The organism is Comamonas thiooxydans (assembly GCF_002157685.2).
GTDB classification, from domain to species: domain Bacteria; phylum Pseudomonadota; class Gammaproteobacteria; order Burkholderiales; family Burkholderiaceae_C; genus Comamonas; species Comamonas testosteroni_H.
The window spans coordinates 4359817-4375666 of record NZ_AP026738.1 but is presented as its reverse complement, the minus strand read 5'-3'; the positions used below and the strand labels follow the sequence as shown (position 1 = coordinate 4375666).

Sequence of the window (15850 nt, the reverse complement as noted above, 5' to 3'; positions counted from 1 at the left end):
GGCAGCTCAGTCCTTCTTCAGGCACTCGCTCATGAAGGCCTTGCGCTCGTCGCCCTTTTTGCCGGCGGCATCGGCATTGCAGCTCTTCATGCGTTCCTGCTGACGCTTTTTGCCGTCGGACAGGCAGGACTTCATGAACTCCTTGCGTTCATCGCCCTTCTTGCCCGTGGCTTCGGTGTTGCAGGTGCCCATGAGCTGCTGCTGGGCGGTTTTGGGTTTGTCGCCGGCAGCCATGCTCATGCTGCAGGCCAGGGAGACAACAGCCAGGACCACAAATTTTTTCATGATGGTGTGATTTTTGAAAAACGCCGACAACCGGCGCGCAGCTATTGCAGCACAAGCGCGTGACTTTGCCCAGAAGCGCCGACCGTGTCTTGTAAAAGTTTGCGATTGTCTGTCGATAGGCAGCCGGAAAAGGTCTTGTGAGCGCGAACGGGAAAACGGCGAGCGGATAATGGGCGGCTTTGCTTCAACCCTGCATCCAAAGGACGATTCGCGTGGATACTTTATTGCTGGTCAAGGCCGCCATCATGGGCATTGTGGAAGGGCTGACCGAGTTCTTGCCGATTTCCTCCACCGGTCACCTGATCCTGGCGGGGTCGCTGATGGGCTTCGTCGGCGGCAAGGCCAAGGTGTTTGAGATTGCGATCCAGACCGGGGCCATCTTTGCCGTGATGCTGGTGTACTGGCAGAAGATCCGCGACACGCTGGTGGAGCTGCCCAGCAGCCGCCAGGCGCAGAAGTTCGCGCTCAACGTCTTCATCGGCTTCCTGCCTGCCGTGGTGCTGGCGCTGCTGTTCGGCAAATACGTGCAGGAGCATCTGTTCACGCCGGTCATCGTGGCGACCACCTTCATCCTCGGCGGTTTCGTGATTCTCTGGGCCGAGAACCGGCCCGCCGCTGCCACCCGCGTGCAGTCGGTGGACGATATGACCGCTCTCGATGCGCTCAAGGTCGGGCTGGTGCAGTGCTTTGCCCTGGTGCCCGGCACCAGCCGCAGCGGCTCCACCATCATCGGCGGCATGCTCATGGGCCTGTCGCGCAAGGCGGCCACGGACTTCTCGTTCTTCCTGGCCATGCCCACGCTGATCGGTGCGGGCGTCTACAGCCTCTACAAGGAGCGCGCGCTGCTGTCCATGGCGGATGTGCCGCTGTTTGCCGTGGGCCTGATCTTCTCGTTCATCAGCGCCTGGCTGTGCGTGCGCTGGCTGCTGCGCTTTATCTCCACCAACAGCTTTGTGCCCTTTGCCTGGTACCGTATCGTCTTCGGCATCATCGTGCTGGTGACGGCCTATACCGGCATCGTGGACTGGCACCATTGAGCGGCTTGGCGCTGTTCACAAAAAAGCCGCTTGCGTGATTGCAAGCGGCTTTTTCCATAGCTGCCAGCGCTTGACTCGATTGAACTTCAGATTGTTTTGACGATGAAAATCAGAGACAGCAGGCGGTACAAGCTATCTATTTATGGAGGCCGCCTGCGGATTTCTGCAGAATGCTCTGCTCCATATTGAGCAGCGACGCCTCGATGGCGGCGGCGGTCGCCTCGGGCCGCTCCATGGGGAACAGATGTCCGCCGTCCAGCATGGTGATGCGCCCGCGCGTGATGCGCTGTGTCATCTCCATGCCCACCTGGCGCATCTCCACCGACGAGCGACCGCCGATGAAGGCCACCGGGCAGCGCACGGGGTGACGCCTGAGCTGGTTGTTGAGATTGCTGGGCAGTGTGTTGTAGATGGCGGTCTCCACCTCGCGCCTGAACAGCAGGCTGCGCTTGCCCTGGTCGTCTTCCAAGCCGTGCTGCACATAGTCCTGCAGCACCTGCGGGTGCCACTGGGCAAACGCCTTCTTGCCGCGGAAATACTCCAGCGCCTCTTCGTTGCTGGCCCAGGTGGTGCGTCGGCGCTGGCTGATCTTGCCGGGGGAGACCGAGGCCACGATCTGCGTCTGCTTGGCCAGGCCCACGGCGTTTGCCTTCCAGCCGCCCAGCAGGGGCGAGTCGATGAGCAGCACGCCGCGCGCCAGATCGGGGCGTTTGGAGGCGGCCTGAAAACTCAGAATGCCGCCCAGCGAGTGGCCCACCAGATAGACCGGCTGGCCGTGCCGCTCGACCTGCTGCTCTATGCATTCGATCAGCTCGTCCACCAGATGCGGCCAGTGGTTGGTGACCGGGCGCTTGGGATCATGGCCGAAGCGCTGCACGCCGCCGGCTTCGATGCCGCGCTGGCGCAGCAGGGAAAACAGCAGGCGATAGGTGTCGATGGGAAAGCTGTTGGCGTGCGCGAAGACCACGGGCAGGGTGTTGGGCTTGCCGGTTGTTGCAGTGGGCTGGGACATGAGAGGCGGGCTGGATATGAAAAACGCCCCAAAGGGGCGTCGGAGCGTCGATCAGTTTAGCGCCTTGAAAGGCCTGCCTGTCTTTGCATGCGCGCTTGCTCCTCTGCCGTCTGCAGTCGCTGGTATTCATCGGCCATGCTCAGGCCGGCCTGAGCCGGCACCACGGGCTGGCGCAGAGCGGCGGGCGGGCAGTTGCCTGCACCCAGGCCATGGGCCGAGAGCGATGCAACGGGTGCTCCCACTTTGACCAGTGGATGGGCACGCGGGCTGTGAATGCGAATCGGCGTGTCGGTCTGGCCGCCGTCCCAGGCCGGATCGTCGATGCTGTCGAAGACATGGCGCAGGCGCTCGCCCCAGCTGTCGTGCAGCATGCGCAGATAGGGGTTGTCGGCGTCCAGGCAGACAATGCGGTCCGTGGCGAAGCGGTTGTTTTCGTAGACGATCAGATCCAGCGGCAGGCCTACCGAGAGGTTGGACTTGAGCGTGCTGTCCATGGACACCAGAGCGCACTTGGCGGCCTCGTCCAGCGGGGTCTCGGAGGTGATGACGCGGTCCAGCACGGGCTTGCCGTACTTGGATTCGCCGATCTGGAAGTAGGGCGTCTCGCCCGTGGCCTCGATGAAGTTGCCCGCCGAATAGACCTGGAACAGGCGCATGCGCTCGCCCTGGATCTGGCCGCCAAAAATCATGGAGACATTGAAGTCCACCCCGGCGCGCTGCAGGGCCGTGGCTTCGCGCTCATGCACATGGCGCACGGCCGCGCCCAGCACGCGCGCGGCATCGAACATGCTGCGCACATTCCAGATGGTCAGCATCTCGTCCGTGGTCGTGTCGTGCAGCTGAAAGCTCTCCAGCAGCTCGCGCACCGACTGGGTGATGGACAGATTGCCGGCCGACTGCAGCACCATGAAGCGCTCGCCCGGTTGCTCGTACAGCATGACCTTGCGGAAGGTGCTGATCTGGTCGAGTCCGGCATTGGTGCGGGAGTCGGACAGAAACACCAGGCCGGCGTTGAGCTTGAGGGCGACGCAGTATGTCATGGGTGATAGAGACAATAATGAAAAACGTATGAATGTCAGGCGCAGCAAGCGCTGAGTGCTTCTAAATGTATAGCTTCAAACACAGGCTGCTACGCGATTCTAGAAGGGTTTTAATAATGCCGGTTATGGCTCTGTAACTGCTGCCGGTATCGCGCCCATGCCTGGGTGTGAGAACGGGCTGAGGAAGTCCCTGAGATGCAGCGCCTGTATGCGTGAGAAGATGCCGCCCCTTGATAGAACACTTGCTTACAGCTGGTTAGAAGAGGGCCTCCCATGCACGCATTTCGCAACCTGTCGATACGGACCAAGCTCATGTCCAGCATGCTGGCCTGCCTGCTGCTGTTCGTGGCGATTTCCACGACGCTCGGCTTTGTGCTGACGGGCGCCAGCCTGCGTGAGCGTGTGGTGGGGCAGGAGCTGCCGGCCGTGGTGGGGGAGATCCGCAACGACATCCTGCGCCAGATCGGCACGCCGCTGGCCATGGCCAGGTCGGTGGCCGGCAACAGCTTTGTGCTGGACTGGGAGGCCGCGGGCGAGCCCGAGGACGGCAATGCCGCGTGGGCCAGATACGCCCAGGCGGTCAAGCAGCAGGCCGGGGCCTCATCGGTGTTCTGGGTGTCGGGCACCACGGGCCAGTACTTTGGCGAGCAGGGGCCGGTGCGCAAGCTCGCGCCCAAGGGCCAGGGTGACCAATGGTTCTACGAGCTGCTGGCCGGCGACAAGTCGCAGGTGCTGGAGATCGACAAGGATGTCAGCTCCAATGCCTATATGCTGTTCATCAATGTCCGCTTCGATGCGGGCCAGGGCAGGCAGGGCATTGCGGGCCTGGGCCTGTCGGTGGACGGGCTGGCCCAGGCCGTGCGCGCCTACCAGGTGGGCGAGTCCGGCTCGGTCTCCCTGGTGCGTGGCAACGGCAGCATTCTCGTGCACCGCGACCCGGCGTTGGTGGACGGCAAGCACTGGCTCAAGGACCGGCCCGGCTTCAGCGCCGGGCTCAGCGCTGCGCTGCTGAACCGCGAGCGCTTTGCCCATGCCATGTACGAGGCACCCTCGGGCCGCCAACTGATTGCCTCCTCCTACGTGCCCGAGCTGGACCTGTATGTGATTGCCGAGCTGCCCGAGGCCCAGGTGCTGGGCGGCGTGCGCCGCACCATTGCGCTGACCTCGGCGGTGGCCGGCCTGGTGGGCGGCGGCATAGGCCTGCTGGTGATCTGGCTGGTGAGCCGGGCGATTGCGGCACCCGTGGGACGTGCGGCGCGCATGCTGGAGGAGATTGCCGATGGTCATGGTGACCTGAGCCGTCGCATGCCGGTGGAGAGCAATGACGAGGTGGGGGCGCTGGCCTCGGCCTTCAACCGCTTTGTCTCGTCGCTGGAGCGCATGGTGGGGGCCGTACGCCAGGCAGCCGATTCGATCTCCGTGGCCAGCTCCGAGGTGGCCCAGGGCAACCAGGATCTGAGCCAGCGCACCGAGCAGGCGGCCAGCGCCTTGCAGCAGACGGCGGCATCGCTGTCGGTGCTGACGGACAGCGTGCAGGCCAATACCGAGGCCACGCGCAGCGCGGGTGACCTGGCTCAGTCGGCGCGCGGCGTGGCCGAGCGTGGTGGTGCGGCCTTCCAGCAGGTGGTGGTGACCATGGAGGGCATCAACCACTCGTCGCGCAAGATTGCCGACATCATCGGCGTGATCGACTCCATCGCCTTCCAGACCAATATCCTGGCGCTGAACGCAGCTGTGGAGGCCGCGCGTGCCGGCGAACAGGGCCGGGGCTTTTCCGTGGTGGCGGCCGAGGTGCGCAGCCTGGCCCAGCGCTCGGCCGAAGCTGCAAAGGAAGTGCGCCAGCTCATCACTGACTCCGTGACCCAGGTGGGCAGCGGATCGCAGCAGGTGGCGCATGCGGGGGCCACCATGCAGGAGTTGCTGGACGCCGTGGCCAGGGTGACGCGGATCATCGATGAGATCAGTGATGCTTCGCAGACCCAGGGGCGCGGCATCGCCGAGATCAACCAGTCCGTGGCCGGGCTTGACGATGCCACGCAGCAGAACTCCGCCCTGGTCGAGCAGTCGGCCGCTGCAGCGACCAGCCTGCGCGAGCAGGCCGCACGTCTGATGGGCGAGGTGTCGGCCTTCAAGCTGGGCGAAATACCGCAGCGCAGCCCGTCCGTGCAGGAGCGGCAGCCGCAGCTGCTGGAGGCCTGAACGCAAGCCGGGCCTGAAGAGATCAGGCCCGGGCTTGAGTCCGCAAGGCTTGGAACGTGTTCTTAGGCGGCGCTGGAGCTCAGTTTCTTGAGCTGGTAGAGCACTTCCAGCGCTTCGCGCGGGCTCAGCGCATCGGGGTTGACGTCGGCCATGGCCTGATCCAGCGGGCTGGGGGCGGCGCTTGCGTCCACCAGCTCCGGTGCGTCGAACAGATTGACCTGCAGCTCGTTCTCGCCGGCCTGGGATTCGAGTGCCTCCAGCGCATGGCGCGCATGGTTGAGAACGCCAGCCGGCATGCCGGCCAGCTTGGCGACCTGGATACCGTAGCTGCGACTGGCGGGGCCGGCCTGAATCTCGTGCAGAAACACGATGTCGCTGCCCGACTCCGCTGCGCTGACATGCACGTTGACGGCGGCCTTGGCTTTGGCGGGCAGCTCGGTCAGCTCGAAGTAGTGCGTGGCAAACAGCGTGAACGCCTTGGTCTTGTCGTGCAACTGGCTGGCAATGCCGCTGGCCAGGGCCAGTCCGTCGAAGGTGCTGGTGCCGCGACCGATCTCGTCCATCAGCACCAGGGAGTGGGGCGTGGCCGAATGCAGAATCTGCGCGGCCTCGGTCATCTCCATCATGAAGGTGGACTGGGCATTGGCCAGATCGTCGGCGGCGCCGATACGCGTGTGGATGGCATCGATGGGTCCCAGGCGGCAGGCGCCGGCGGGCACATAGCTGCCCATGCTGGCCAGCAGCACGATCAAGGCCACCTGGCGCATATAGGTCGATTTACCGCCCATGTTCGGGCCGGTAATGATCTGCATGCGCGTGTTGAGATTCATGCGCGTGTGGTTGGCGATGAAGCTGCCGCTGGAGGTCTCGGCCATGCGAGCTTCCACCACGGGGTGGCGGCCGGCCTCGATCTCTATGCAGGGCTGGCTGACGAACTGCGGCTCGGCCCAGTTCAGCGTCAGAGAGCGCTCGGCCAGCGTGCACAGAACGTCCAGTGCGGCAATCGCCTGGGCCACGCGCGTGAGCTGGGGCACATGGGGCTGAAGCTGGTCGAGCAGCTGCTCGAACAGGAACTTCTCGCGCTGCAGCGCTCGCTCCTGGGCCGACAAGGCCTTGTCCTCGAAAGCCTTGAGCTCGGGTGTGATGTAACGCTCGGCGTTCTTGAGCGTCTGGCGGCGGCGAAAGCGCTCGGGTACCGCATCCTTGTAGCTGTTGGTGACCTCGATATAGAAGCCATGCACCTTGTTGAACTGCACGCGCAGGTTGGGAATGCCGGTGAGCAGCTTTTCCTTGGCCTCCAGCTCCAGCAGAAATTCGTCGCAGTTGTTCTGGATGGCGCGCAGCTCGTCGAGCTCGGCGTCAAAGCCCGTGGCGATCACGCCGCCGTCACGCACCAGCGCTGCGGGCTCTTCATGAATAGCGCGCGCCAGCAGCTCGGCACAGCCTTCGGGCGGAATCAGGTCGCTGAAGATCTGCGTCAGATAGGCCGACGGAGCCTGTCCGGACTGCGCCAGCAGCTTCGCTTTTTCCAGCGTTTTGGACAGGCCCACCAGCTCGCGCGGGCGCACCTGGCGCAGGGCGATGCGGGCGGTAATGCGCTCCACATCGCTCACGCCCTTGAGCTCGGCGCGCAGGGCTTGCCAGGGGGCCGTGCCTGCCCCGGTGCCGCGCAGCACGCCAATCGCTTCCAGGCGTTGCATGGCGGACTTGCGATTGCGTTCGGGCTCCAGCAGCCAGGTCTTGAGCAGGCGGCTGCCCATGCCGGTCATGCAGCTGTCCAGCAGCGAAAACAGCGTGGGCGCATCTTCGCCGCGCAGCGTCTTGACCAGCTCCAGATTGCGGCGCGTGGCCAGCGGCAGGGCAATCAGCTCGTCGTCACGCTGCACCTGGATGGCGTGGATGTGGGTCAGGTTGCGACCCTGGGTATGTTCGGCATAGGACAGCAGGGCGGCGCTGGCACCATGGGCCAGCGGCAGACCCTCGGCCTCCCAGGCCTTGAGGCTGGCCGCGCCCAGCAGCTCCAGCAGCTTGCGCTCGCCCAGACCCGAGTCAAACTGCCAGTCAGGGCGGGGTGACAGAGGGCAGCTGATGGCGCCGCTGTGCTTGACGGCAAACAGGGCTTGCTCGAAGCGCTCGGTGACGCCTGCGCTGTAGATCACTTCGCTGGGTGCGATGCGGGACAGCCAGGCGCCCAGTTCATCGGCCGCGCATTCGGCCATGTGAATGCGGCCCTGGGTCATGGCCATCCAGGCCAGTCCCACGCGCTGGCGGCCGGCGGTGTGCAGGGCCAGCAGAATGGCTTCGCTCTTGTCAGAGAGCAGTTCGCTGTCCGTCAGTGTGCCGGGCGTGACCACGCGCACGACCTTGCGCTCCACCGGACCCTTGCCTACGCCGATTTCGCCGACCTGCTCGCAGATCGCCACCGACTCGCCCATCTTGATCAGGCGGCCCAGATAGTTTTCCAGGGCGTGGAAAGGCACGCCGGCCATGGGAATGGGCTGGCCTGCGGTCTGGCCGCGCGTGGTCAGCGTGATGTCCAGCAGGCGCGTGACTTTTTCGGCATCGCCAAAGAACAGCTCGTAAAAGTCACCCATGCGGTAGAAAACCAGCGTGTCGGGGTAGTCGGCTTTGAGCTTGAAGTACTGCTGCATCATCGGCGTATGCGCCGAGAGGTCAGCCATGTCTGGGGAGTAGGGCAGCGACGGGGATTCTGTGCTTTTCTGGGTCATCGCTTCAGCGGTATGCAAAACAGGGGGCGCTGCGCCGGTGCTGGGCGGGCGCCGAATGCTGCATTATCCGTGATGCCCAATAGCAGGGAGCATGGCTGTTTTTTGGCTATTTGGCAGAGACCGTCTGCACGCCTTGCTCGGATTGAGAGCCAGAGCCTTGATCGTCGTCATGAATGGGGCGGTAGCCCGGACCGAAGGACACATCGCCCAGCCTCCAGCCCGCGCGGCAACTGAAGGCTCCCCAGAAGCGCTTCAAGGTGTACCACTGCATGGCGATCAGGCCGCGCTCGTTGTCGGCATCCACTTCCGGGTCGCTCACGCCCGTGGGGCGCAGTTCCTCGTCGTGATAGAGAGCGGTGCCGAACAACTGATCCCACCAGGGAAGGACCTGGCCGAAGTTGCAGTTGTGGCGCTCGGGGCGCTCTGCATCGCGCAGCATATGGTGGTTGCGGTGAAAGCGCGGGCCGACCAGCACGCGTTCGCCCATTTGGCCCAGCCAGCCCAGACGCAGCGCTACATTGGCATGGGAGAAGTTCTGCACCAGCTCGCTGAGCAGGCCCAGCATGGCGAACTCGGACGGCTCCACACCCATGGCCAGACCTACGCTGGCCAGCACAAAGCTTTGCAGCATGCCGTCCAGATAGTTGCTGCGGTCGTTGCTCCAGCAGCTCATCTGGCGCTGGCTGTGGTGCATGCTGTGCATGGCCCACCACCAGGGAATGACGTGCTGGGCGCGGTGCATCCAGTAATACGTGAGGTCGTAGACCACGTAGTACACGCCAAACAAGACATAGGGGTGGTCTTCAAACCAGGGTACCCAGGCCTTGAGGCCGCTGGCTTCCGAGGTGGACGGTCCGCCGCCCAGCATATGGGCGACCGGCATGAGGATCAGAAAGCTGAACAGCGGAAACAGGCCCAGCAGCATGAGCAGGGTGTAGTTGCGATCCACCGTGGTGTGACGGCGGTCGGCCCAGCGCTCGGCGGGAAGCAGGCTCTCCAGCGGCCGCATCACACAGCCGATCAGAAACAGCTGCAGCAGCGCGATCAGAATGCCGGCGGCAATCTCGCGCGGATCGCCCGCTGCCTCGGCAATATGGAGTGCGTTGACCACGGGAGTCACCGCATGCACGGATACCCAGTCAATGGCCAGCGTCCAGTGCTGGCTGAAGAAATCCATCATATTGTTCTGCCCATTTGTCGTCGGGCAGATTCTGGACCGAGAGTTTGTGGATTCTGTGGAGAGAAACAGACTCCACCACCTGCCCCTTGCGTTTGGTCAAGAGGCGTTGGTTGCATTGCGGCAAAAAAAGGGCCCGGTCCACCGGACCAGGCCCTTTCCGCAGTCGTGGGGCGACCGCCTTTTTTATTCTGCGTTCTTGTGGCCTTCTTCGGCCACTGCCTCGGCACCTTCCTCGGCGGGGGCTTCGAATTCGCCAGTCTTGACAGCCTGACGCACAGCCGCTTTTTCGCCAGCGGTGGCGAACTTGCTGAATTTGCCCAGCACGGGAATCAGCGAACCATAGATGCGGGGGTTGGCTGCCAGGATTTCGCGCTGTTCCAGGAAGTCGGCTTCACCCGTGAAGTTGCCCACCAGACCACCGGCTTCGCTGACCAGCAGAGAACCGGCAGCCACGTCCCAGATGGACAGGCCGGACTCAAAGAAACCGTCGGCAAAGCCGGCGGCCACATAGGCCAGGTCCAGGGCGGCGGAGCCGGGGCGACGCACGCCGGCGGTGCGCTGCATGACTTCGCCCAGCATCAGCATGTATTGCTTGAAGTTGTCGCCACGGCGGAAGGGGAAGCCTGTGGAGATCAGGCAATCACGCAGCTGGGTGCGCTTGGAGACGCGGATGCGGCGCTCGTTCAGATAGGCTCCGCGACCCTTGGTGGCCGTGAACAGGTCGTTGCGGCTGGGGTCATAGATCACGGCGTGCTCGATCTTGCCCTTGTAGGCCAGGGCGATGCTCACGCAGTACACGGGGAAGCCGTGGATGAAGTTGGTCGTGCCGTCCAGGGGATCGATGATCCAGACATGGTCGGAGTTCTTGGCACCATGCTCGCTGCCCGATTCTTCGGCCAGGATGGAATGCTGGGGGTAGGCGTTGAGCAGCGTCTCAATGATGATGCGCTCGGCCGCCTGGTCTACCTCGGTCACAAAGTCGTTCACCTGCTTTTGCGCAACGCGCACCGATTCCACATCCAGTGCGGCACGGTTGATGAGGGCGCCAGCGGCGCGAGCAGCCTTGATGGCCACGTTGAGCATGGGGTGCAGGGAGTTCGACATAAATTGTGAGTGCGTTGGCGATGCAGCCCGGAGCAAAACTGGGCTGAACTACGCGGGTAAGAACGTAAAAGCCGCGACCGGCGATGCGGGGCGGCGACAATGGGCGCAATTCTACCCAGGCTGCGCTTTTTTTGCTTGTTCGTCCCGGCGACCCGAGGGTCTTCTCTGCGGCGCTCGCGGATGCCAGAGAGAGCTGGCCGCGTAGTCTGCTGTCTTATCAAGGCCACTAGTGGGGCCTTTTGCATTGTTCTGCGTTGATGAAAACCCGATTCGTACTGATTGAAACCAGCCATGCCGGCAATGTGGGCGCGGCTGCCCGAGCGCTCAAGACCATGGGCTTCGACGACCTGGTGCTGGTGCGCCCGCGCTACAAGAACGTGCTGCGCAAGGAAGAGACCATCCAGCGTGCCAGCGGCGCACTGGATGTGCTGGACAAGGCCCGCGTGGTCGACACCCTGGAGGAAGCCCTGGACGGCATCAGCCATATGTGCGCGACGGCGATGACGCCACGCGACTTCGGCCCGCCTACACGCACTCCGCGCGAGCATTTCGAGTTGCTCCTGAAAGGAGAGCTCGATACGCGCTCTGTGCCTGAAGTGGACGCAGGTCTGACCGATAACCTGCCCACATCCGGGGCGGCCTGCAACCAGAAGGGCGTGGCCTTTCTGTTCGGTTGCGAGCGCTTTGGCATGAGCAACGACGATGTCTACCGCTGTGATGTGGCGCTGTCGATTCCGTCCAATCCGCAGTTCGGTTCGCTCAATCTGGGCTCGGCGATTCAGGTCGTTGCCTATGACTGGCGCGTGGCACTGGGTGGTTTTCCCGTGGTTGAGCACACGCCCGAGGCGCATCGCGCCGACATGGCCCAGGTGCAGGGCATGCTGGGCCATTGGGAACAGGCCCTGGCCCATATCGGCTTTCTGGACCCGGCAGCGCCCAAGAAGCTCATGCCCAGGCTTAACCAGCTTTTCAACCGCGCGCAGCTGACCCAGGAAGAAATCCATATTCTTCGCGGTGTTGCCAAAGCCATGCTGCAGAGCCAGCCACCAACCCGCTAGACTTCACAAGCTAAACATTCCTCACGTTGTTATTTGATGCTTGATCGCCTGCGCTCCGACATCCAGTGCATTCTTGACCGCGACCCCGCGGCCCGCAGCACCTGGGAGGTCATCACCTGTTATCCGGGGCTGCACGCCATCTGGCTGCAGCGCCCTGCGCACTGGTGCTGGACGCATGGCTTCAAATGGCTGGGGCGCTTCATCTCGCACATGGGGCGCTGGTTCACCGGCATTGAAATCCACCCCGGTGCCGTCATCGGTCGCGAGGTCTTCATCGATCACGGCATGGGTGTCGTGATCGGCGAAACCGCCGTGGTGGGCGATGGCTGCACCATCTATCACGGTGTCACCCTGGGCGGTACCTCGCTCTACAAGGGCGCCAAGCGCCACCCTACGCTGGGCAAGAACGTGGTGGTCAGTGCCGGCGCCAAGGTGCTGGGCGGCTTCGAGGTAGGCGACGGTGCCAAGATAGGCAGCAATGCCGTGGTCATCAAGCCCGTGCCGGCAGGTGCCACGGCCGTGGGCATTCCGGCGCGCATCATTCCCAGCAAGACCGGGCATAGCGCCGATGTGACCGAGCATGAGCAGGCACCCAAGGTCGAGGCCAAGGCGCAAACGGCTGCCGTGATTGACGAGGATTGCGGCAAGAGCGGCTTCACCGCCTATGGCGTGACGGCCGAAGTCGACCCCGTGGCCCAGGCCATGCGCTCTCTGTCCGAAGGCGCTGCCGGCCATGAAAAGCAGATTGCACTGCTGTGGGCCGCCATCGAGAAGCTCTCGATCCAGGGCCATGTAAAGGACTGTGTGCCCTGCGAGTCCGAGCGCCCCGAGGCCTTCCAGAAGGACAAGATCGATCAGATTCTGGGCAAGTAAACCCCAGGCGCTTGTCCATGGATCGCTTGAAGCTTCTGCTCTGCCAGTGAAAGCCAACGCCTGTCGTTGGCTTTTTTCATGGTGCTTGCCCGTAGTCGATTTGAGGGGCGAAAGCCCTGCTCGTCCGGCCGAGACTGCTTGTCAACTCAAACCCAAGGCAAGCAATGATGAATGTGGAAGAGGCCATGCAGCAGCGCCATTCGGTGCGTGCTTTTTTGCCAAGGACGGTGAATGCGGCGCTGGTCAGGGATTTGCTGGCGCAGGCCGGATTAGCGGCTTCAGGCGGCAACCTCCAGCCCTGGCGCGTGATAGCGCTGACGGGGGACAGCCTTCAGGCCTTGCGCCAGGCCATGCCTGCGGCGACCCCCAACTCTGATCCGGCCCTGGTCTATCCACCTCAGCTGTGGGAGCCCTATCGCAGCCGCCGCTTCGACAATGGCGAGGATCTCTATCGCTCCATAGGCATGGGGCGTGAGGACAGGTGTGGGCGGCTGCTGCAGCTAGCCCGGAACACCCATATGTTTGGCGCACCTGTAGGCGTATTCGTCGCGGTCGAGAGCCGCATGCAGCATGCGCAGTGGGTGGATCTGGGAATCTATCTGCAATCGCTGATGCTGCTGGCAACCGGAAAGGGGCTGGCCACCTGCGCCCAGGGCTTCTGGCGCAATTACAGCGACTTTGTGAGCCGGCATCTGGCGCTGCCGCAGGGCTACCAGATCGCTTTTGGCATGGCACTGGGCTATGAGGACAGCACGGCACCGATCAACCAGTGGCGTTCCACCAGGGCAGAGCCCGGGGAATGGTGCGAGATGCGCGGATTCGAATGAGCCTTGTCTTGATGCCGGTGCGGGCAGTCGCTTGACGCTTCTTCTTGCGTGGCAAGAAGGCGGGGGCGAGGATGCAGTGCAAGGCATCAAGCCGGGCGCCATGCAGGTCGCCCGGCTGCTTCTTCAATGTCGACCGACTACTTCCACAGAGCGCACTTGCTCTCTTCCTTGGTGGTGAAGACCTGGTCGCCGGGCAGGGTCTTGAGCACCTTGAAGTAATCCCAGGCCTTCTTCGATTCGGTCGGTGTCTTGACCTGCAGCAGATACATATCGTGAGCGTAGCGGCCGTCGGGGCGGATCACGCCCTTGGCATAGAAGTCCGATAGCGGCGTGGCCTTGAAGCCGGCCATGATCTTGTCGGCATCCGTCGTGCCCAGCTTCTCGGCCAGCTTCAGATACTGCATGGCGGCCGAGTAGTTGGCCGCCTGCAGCGAGGTGGGCATCTTCTTGAACTTGGCGAAGAAGCGATCCGAGAACTTGCGGCTTTCGGGATTCAGATCCCAATGCCAACTGTCGGTGAACATCAGGCCTTCCGTGGCTTTGAGGCCCAGGCTGTGGATGTCGGAGCTGAACAGCAGCAGGCCGGCCAGCTTCATGGTCTTGGTCAGGCCGAACTCGCGTGCCGACTTGATGGCATTGATGGTGTCGCCGCCTGCATTGGCCAGGCCCAGGATCTGGGCCTTGGAGTTCTGGGCCTGCAGCAGGAAGGAGGAGAAGTCGGCTGTGTTCAGCGGGTGCCTGACGTTGCCCAGCACCTTGCCGCCAGCGGCATTGACCACGCGGGTGGTGTCGGCTTCCAGCGCCTGGCCAAAGGCATAGTCGGCCGTCAGAAAGAACCAGCTCTTGCCACCCAGCTCCACTACGGCCTTGCCCGTGCCCTTGGCCAGCGCCACGGTGTCATAGGCATAGTGCACAAAATAGGGGCTGCACTGATCGTTGGTCAGGGCCGAAGTGCCCGCGCCGTTGATGATGTAGACCTTTTTCTTCTCGTCGGCCACCTTTCCCATGGCCAGACCTGCACTGGAGGTGGTGCCGCCGATCAGCATGTTCATGCCCTGGGTGTCGAACCACTCGCGTGCCTTGCTGGCGGCGATATCGGCCTTGTTCTGATGGTCGGCCGTCAGTACCTCGATGGGCTTGCCCAGCAGCTTGCCGCCAAAGTCGTCCACGGCCATCTGCACGGCCAGAGCACCACCCTTGCCGTCCACATCGGCATAGAGGCCCGACATATCGGTGATGAAGCCTATGCGAATCTTGTCCTGCGCCTGAGCGCCTGCAGCGGTCAGCAGGCATCCCAGTGCCAGCGTCAATGTTCTTGGGGAAAAAACGGTAGCGGAGCAAACAGAGCGAGGCTTCATCAGAGTCATCTCCTGAGGTGGTGAGTACCCGGTCACTGCGACGGGCAGCCAGCATGGTCGCAGTTGGAGCAGGGCGCGCCATCAGGGCAAGCACCGGGGCGGCTGCGGCAAGGTATCCGGCGCGACTCGGGAAAATGCCGCAAGCTTCTACACTGCAGTGCAGCGATTTTGGAAAGAACAAGAAATGGATATTCGTCAAGCATTGCAGCAGCGCCGCTCGGTACGCGCTTTTCTGCCCCAGAACGTGGCCGCAGCCACGGTGCGGGACTTGCTGGAGACCGCTGCGCAGGCCGCGTCCGGCGGCAATATGCAGCCCTGGCGTGTGACCGCCGTGGGCGGACAGGCGCTCGAGGATCTGTGTGCCAGGGCCAGAGAGACGGAAGCCGTGCCGCGCCCCGGCCTGTCCTATCCCCCCGGGCTGTGGGAGCCCTATCGCAGCCGCCGCTTTGAAAATGGCGAGGATCTTTACCGCTCACTCAATATCGGTCGCGAGGACAAGGCAGCACGTCTGGCCCAGCTGGCCAAGAACGGCCAGATGTTCGGTGCGCCGGTGGGCATTTTCGTGGCCGTGGAGGAGCGCATGGGCTATGCGCAATGGGTGGATCTGGGCATCTATCTGCAGTCCTTCATGCTGCTGGCCGTGGAGAAAGGTCTGGCCACCTGTGCCCAGGGCTTCTGGCGCATGTACAACGACATGCTGATCGAACAGCTGGCATTGCCGGATGGCTACCAGATTGCCTTTGGCATTGCCCTGGGCTACGAAGATGTCAGCGCGCCCATCAACCAGTGGCGCGCAAGCCGTGCTGCCAGCCATGAATGGCTGGTGCTGCAGGGGCTGGATTGAACGGCGGATTAGACGCTTGAGGGTCAGGATAGTTAAACAGCTTCAATGGTGCGCAAATTGTGGCAAAACCAGCCTATACTGCGTGCAGCTCCGGGGTGTGCGAAAGCGCTGAGATGCCAGTCACTGTGAAAACAGTGCAGGCGAACCCGACGAACTTGATCCGGTTCATACCGGCGGAAGAAGAGCGGGACCCTGACGCAGGGCCGATGGATTGACAGGACAACTGGCACGAGTGCCAACCCTGAAAGCCATAGGCACAGCAAACCCCAGGCGCCTCGCGCACTGGGGTTTTGTCTTTTTCGGG

At 63.1% G+C, this 15850-nt stretch carries 13 protein-coding genes and 1 riboswitch; of the genes, 6 read left to right on the top strand and 7 right to left on the bottom strand.

The features are described 5' to 3' along the window. Positions 1-6: 6 nt before the first annotated feature. Entirely contained in the window at positions 7-285 is a 279-nt protein-coding gene (locus CTR2_RS20275) for a PsiF family protein (protein WP_003052901.1), read from the bottom strand. 212 nt (positions 286-497) lie between these two features. Between CTR2_RS20275 and CTR2_RS20270 the strand changes: the two genes are divergently transcribed. Beyond that, positions 498-1322 (top strand): undecaprenyl-diphosphate phosphatase, encoded by an 825-nt coding sequence (locus CTR2_RS20270; RefSeq protein WP_087081502.1) that lies wholly within the window; start codon positions 498-500, stop codon positions 1320-1322. 136 nt (positions 1323-1458) lie between these two features. Here the strand turns inward: CTR2_RS20270 and CTR2_RS20265 are convergent, their stop codons facing one another. Continuing rightward, positions 1459-2334, bottom strand: coding sequence for an alpha/beta hydrolase (locus CTR2_RS20265; RefSeq protein WP_087081504.1), 876 nt, complete (start codon positions 2332-2334; stop codon positions 1459-1461). 56 nt (positions 2335-2390) lie between these two features. After that, positions 2391-3374: a proteasome-type protease gene (locus CTR2_RS20260; RefSeq protein WP_087081506.1), complete on the bottom strand. Its 984-nt coding sequence runs from the start codon at positions 3372-3374 to the stop codon at positions 2391-2393. Positions 3375-3647: 273 nt separating this feature from the next. Here CTR2_RS20260 and CTR2_RS20255 point away from each other — a divergent pair, with 273 nt between their 5' ends. Further along, on the top strand, positions 3648-5573 hold the full coding sequence (locus CTR2_RS20255; RefSeq protein ID WP_087081508.1) for a methyl-accepting chemotaxis protein: 1926 nt from the start codon (positions 3648-3650) through the stop codon (positions 5571-5573). A gap of 62 nt (positions 5574-5635) precedes the next feature. Here CTR2_RS20255 and mutS read toward each other — a convergent pair whose 3' ends face one another. From mutS to CTR2_RS20240, 3 genes are all read right to left on the bottom strand, one after another. Beyond that, positions 5636-8254, bottom strand: a complete 2619-nt coding sequence (gene mutS, locus CTR2_RS20250; protein ID WP_217896249.1) for a DNA mismatch repair protein MutS — start codon at positions 8252-8254, stop codon at positions 5636-5638. Between the two features lie 154 nt (positions 8255-8408). Next, positions 8409-9482, bottom strand: a complete 1074-nt coding sequence (locus CTR2_RS20245; protein WP_087081512.1) for a sterol desaturase family protein — start codon at positions 9480-9482, stop codon at positions 8409-8411. Positions 9483-9665: 183 nt separating this feature from the next. Continuing rightward, positions 9666-10586, bottom strand: coding sequence for an inositol monophosphatase family protein (locus tag CTR2_RS20240; protein ID WP_087081514.1), 921 nt, complete (start codon positions 10584-10586; stop codon positions 9666-9668). A 257-nt stretch (positions 10587-10843) separates the two neighbouring features. Between CTR2_RS20240 and CTR2_RS20235 the strand changes: the two genes are divergently transcribed. The 3 genes from CTR2_RS20235 (at position 10844) to CTR2_RS20225 (ending at position 13344) form a co-directional block, all read left to right on the top strand. Beyond that, positions 10844-11644 (top strand): RNA methyltransferase, encoded by an 801-nt coding sequence (locus CTR2_RS20235; RefSeq protein ID WP_087081516.1) that lies wholly within the window; start codon positions 10844-10846, stop codon positions 11642-11644. A gap of 36 nt (positions 11645-11680) precedes the next feature. Continuing rightward, on the top strand, positions 11681-12517 hold the full coding sequence (gene cysE, locus CTR2_RS20230) for a serine O-acetyltransferase (protein ID WP_087081518.1): 837 nt from the start codon (positions 11681-11683) through the stop codon (positions 12515-12517). Positions 12518-12684: 167 nt separating this feature from the next. Next, positions 12685-13344 (top strand): nitroreductase, encoded by a 660-nt coding sequence (locus CTR2_RS20225; protein ID WP_087084496.1) that lies wholly within the window; start codon positions 12685-12687, stop codon positions 13342-13344. 137 nt (positions 13345-13481) lie between these two features. Here CTR2_RS20225 and CTR2_RS20220 read toward each other — a convergent pair whose 3' ends face one another. Beyond that, complete coding sequence (locus tag CTR2_RS20220) at positions 13482-14702, bottom strand: ABC transporter substrate-binding protein (protein WP_176391608.1); 1221 nt, start codon at positions 14700-14702, stop codon at positions 13482-13484. Positions 14703-14886: 184 nt separating this feature from the next. Here CTR2_RS20220 and CTR2_RS20215 point away from each other — a divergent pair, with 184 nt between their 5' ends. Then, positions 14887-15546: a nitroreductase gene (locus tag CTR2_RS20215; protein ID WP_087081522.1), complete on the top strand. Its 660-nt coding sequence runs from the start codon at positions 14887-14889 to the stop codon at positions 15544-15546. 81 nt (positions 15547-15627) lie between these two features. Next, a riboswitch (TPP riboswitch) is annotated at positions 15628-15745 on the top strand. Positions 15746-15850: the final 105 nt, after the last annotated feature.

Coding starts and splice junctions, on each gene's coding strand:
- CTR2_RS20265 (WP_087081504.1), bottom strand. CDS start 2,334: ATGTCCCAGCCCACTGCAACAACCGGCAAGCCCAACACCCTGCCCGTG.
- CTR2_RS20260 (WP_087081506.1), bottom strand. CDS start 3,374: ATGACATACTGCGTCGCCCTCAAGCTCAACGCCGGCCTGGTGTTTCTG.
- mutS (WP_217896249.1), bottom strand. CDS start 8,254: ATGGCTGACCTCTCGGCGCATACGCCGATGATGCAGCAGTACTTCAAG.
- CTR2_RS20235 (WP_087081516.1), top strand. CDS start 10,844: ATGAAAACCCGATTCGTACTGATTGAAACCAGCCATGCCGGCAATGTG.
- CTR2_RS20220 (WP_176391608.1), bottom strand. CDS start 14,702: ATGAAGCCTCGCTCTGTTTGCTCCGCTACCGTTTTTTCCCCAAGAACA.
- CTR2_RS20225 (WP_087084496.1), top strand. CDS start 12,685: ATGAATGTGGAAGAGGCCATGCAGCAGCGCCATTCGGTGCGTGCTTTT.
- CTR2_RS20255 (WP_087081508.1), top strand. CDS start 3,648: ATGCACGCATTTCGCAACCTGTCGATACGGACCAAGCTCATGTCCAGC.
- CTR2_RS20245 (WP_087081512.1), bottom strand. CDS start 9,482: ATGATGGATTTCTTCAGCCAGCACTGGACGCTGGCCATTGACTGGGTA.
- CTR2_RS20215 (WP_087081522.1), top strand. CDS start 14,887: ATGGATATTCGTCAAGCATTGCAGCAGCGCCGCTCGGTACGCGCTTTT.
- CTR2_RS20275 (WP_003052901.1), bottom strand. CDS start 285: ATGAAAAAATTTGTGGTCCTGGCTGTTGTCTCCCTGGCCTGCAGCATG.
- CTR2_RS20240 (WP_087081514.1), bottom strand. CDS start 10,586: ATGTCGAACTCCCTGCACCCCATGCTCAACGTGGCCATCAAGGCTGCT.
- cysE (WP_087081518.1), top strand. CDS start 11,681: ATGCTTGATCGCCTGCGCTCCGACATCCAGTGCATTCTTGACCGCGAC.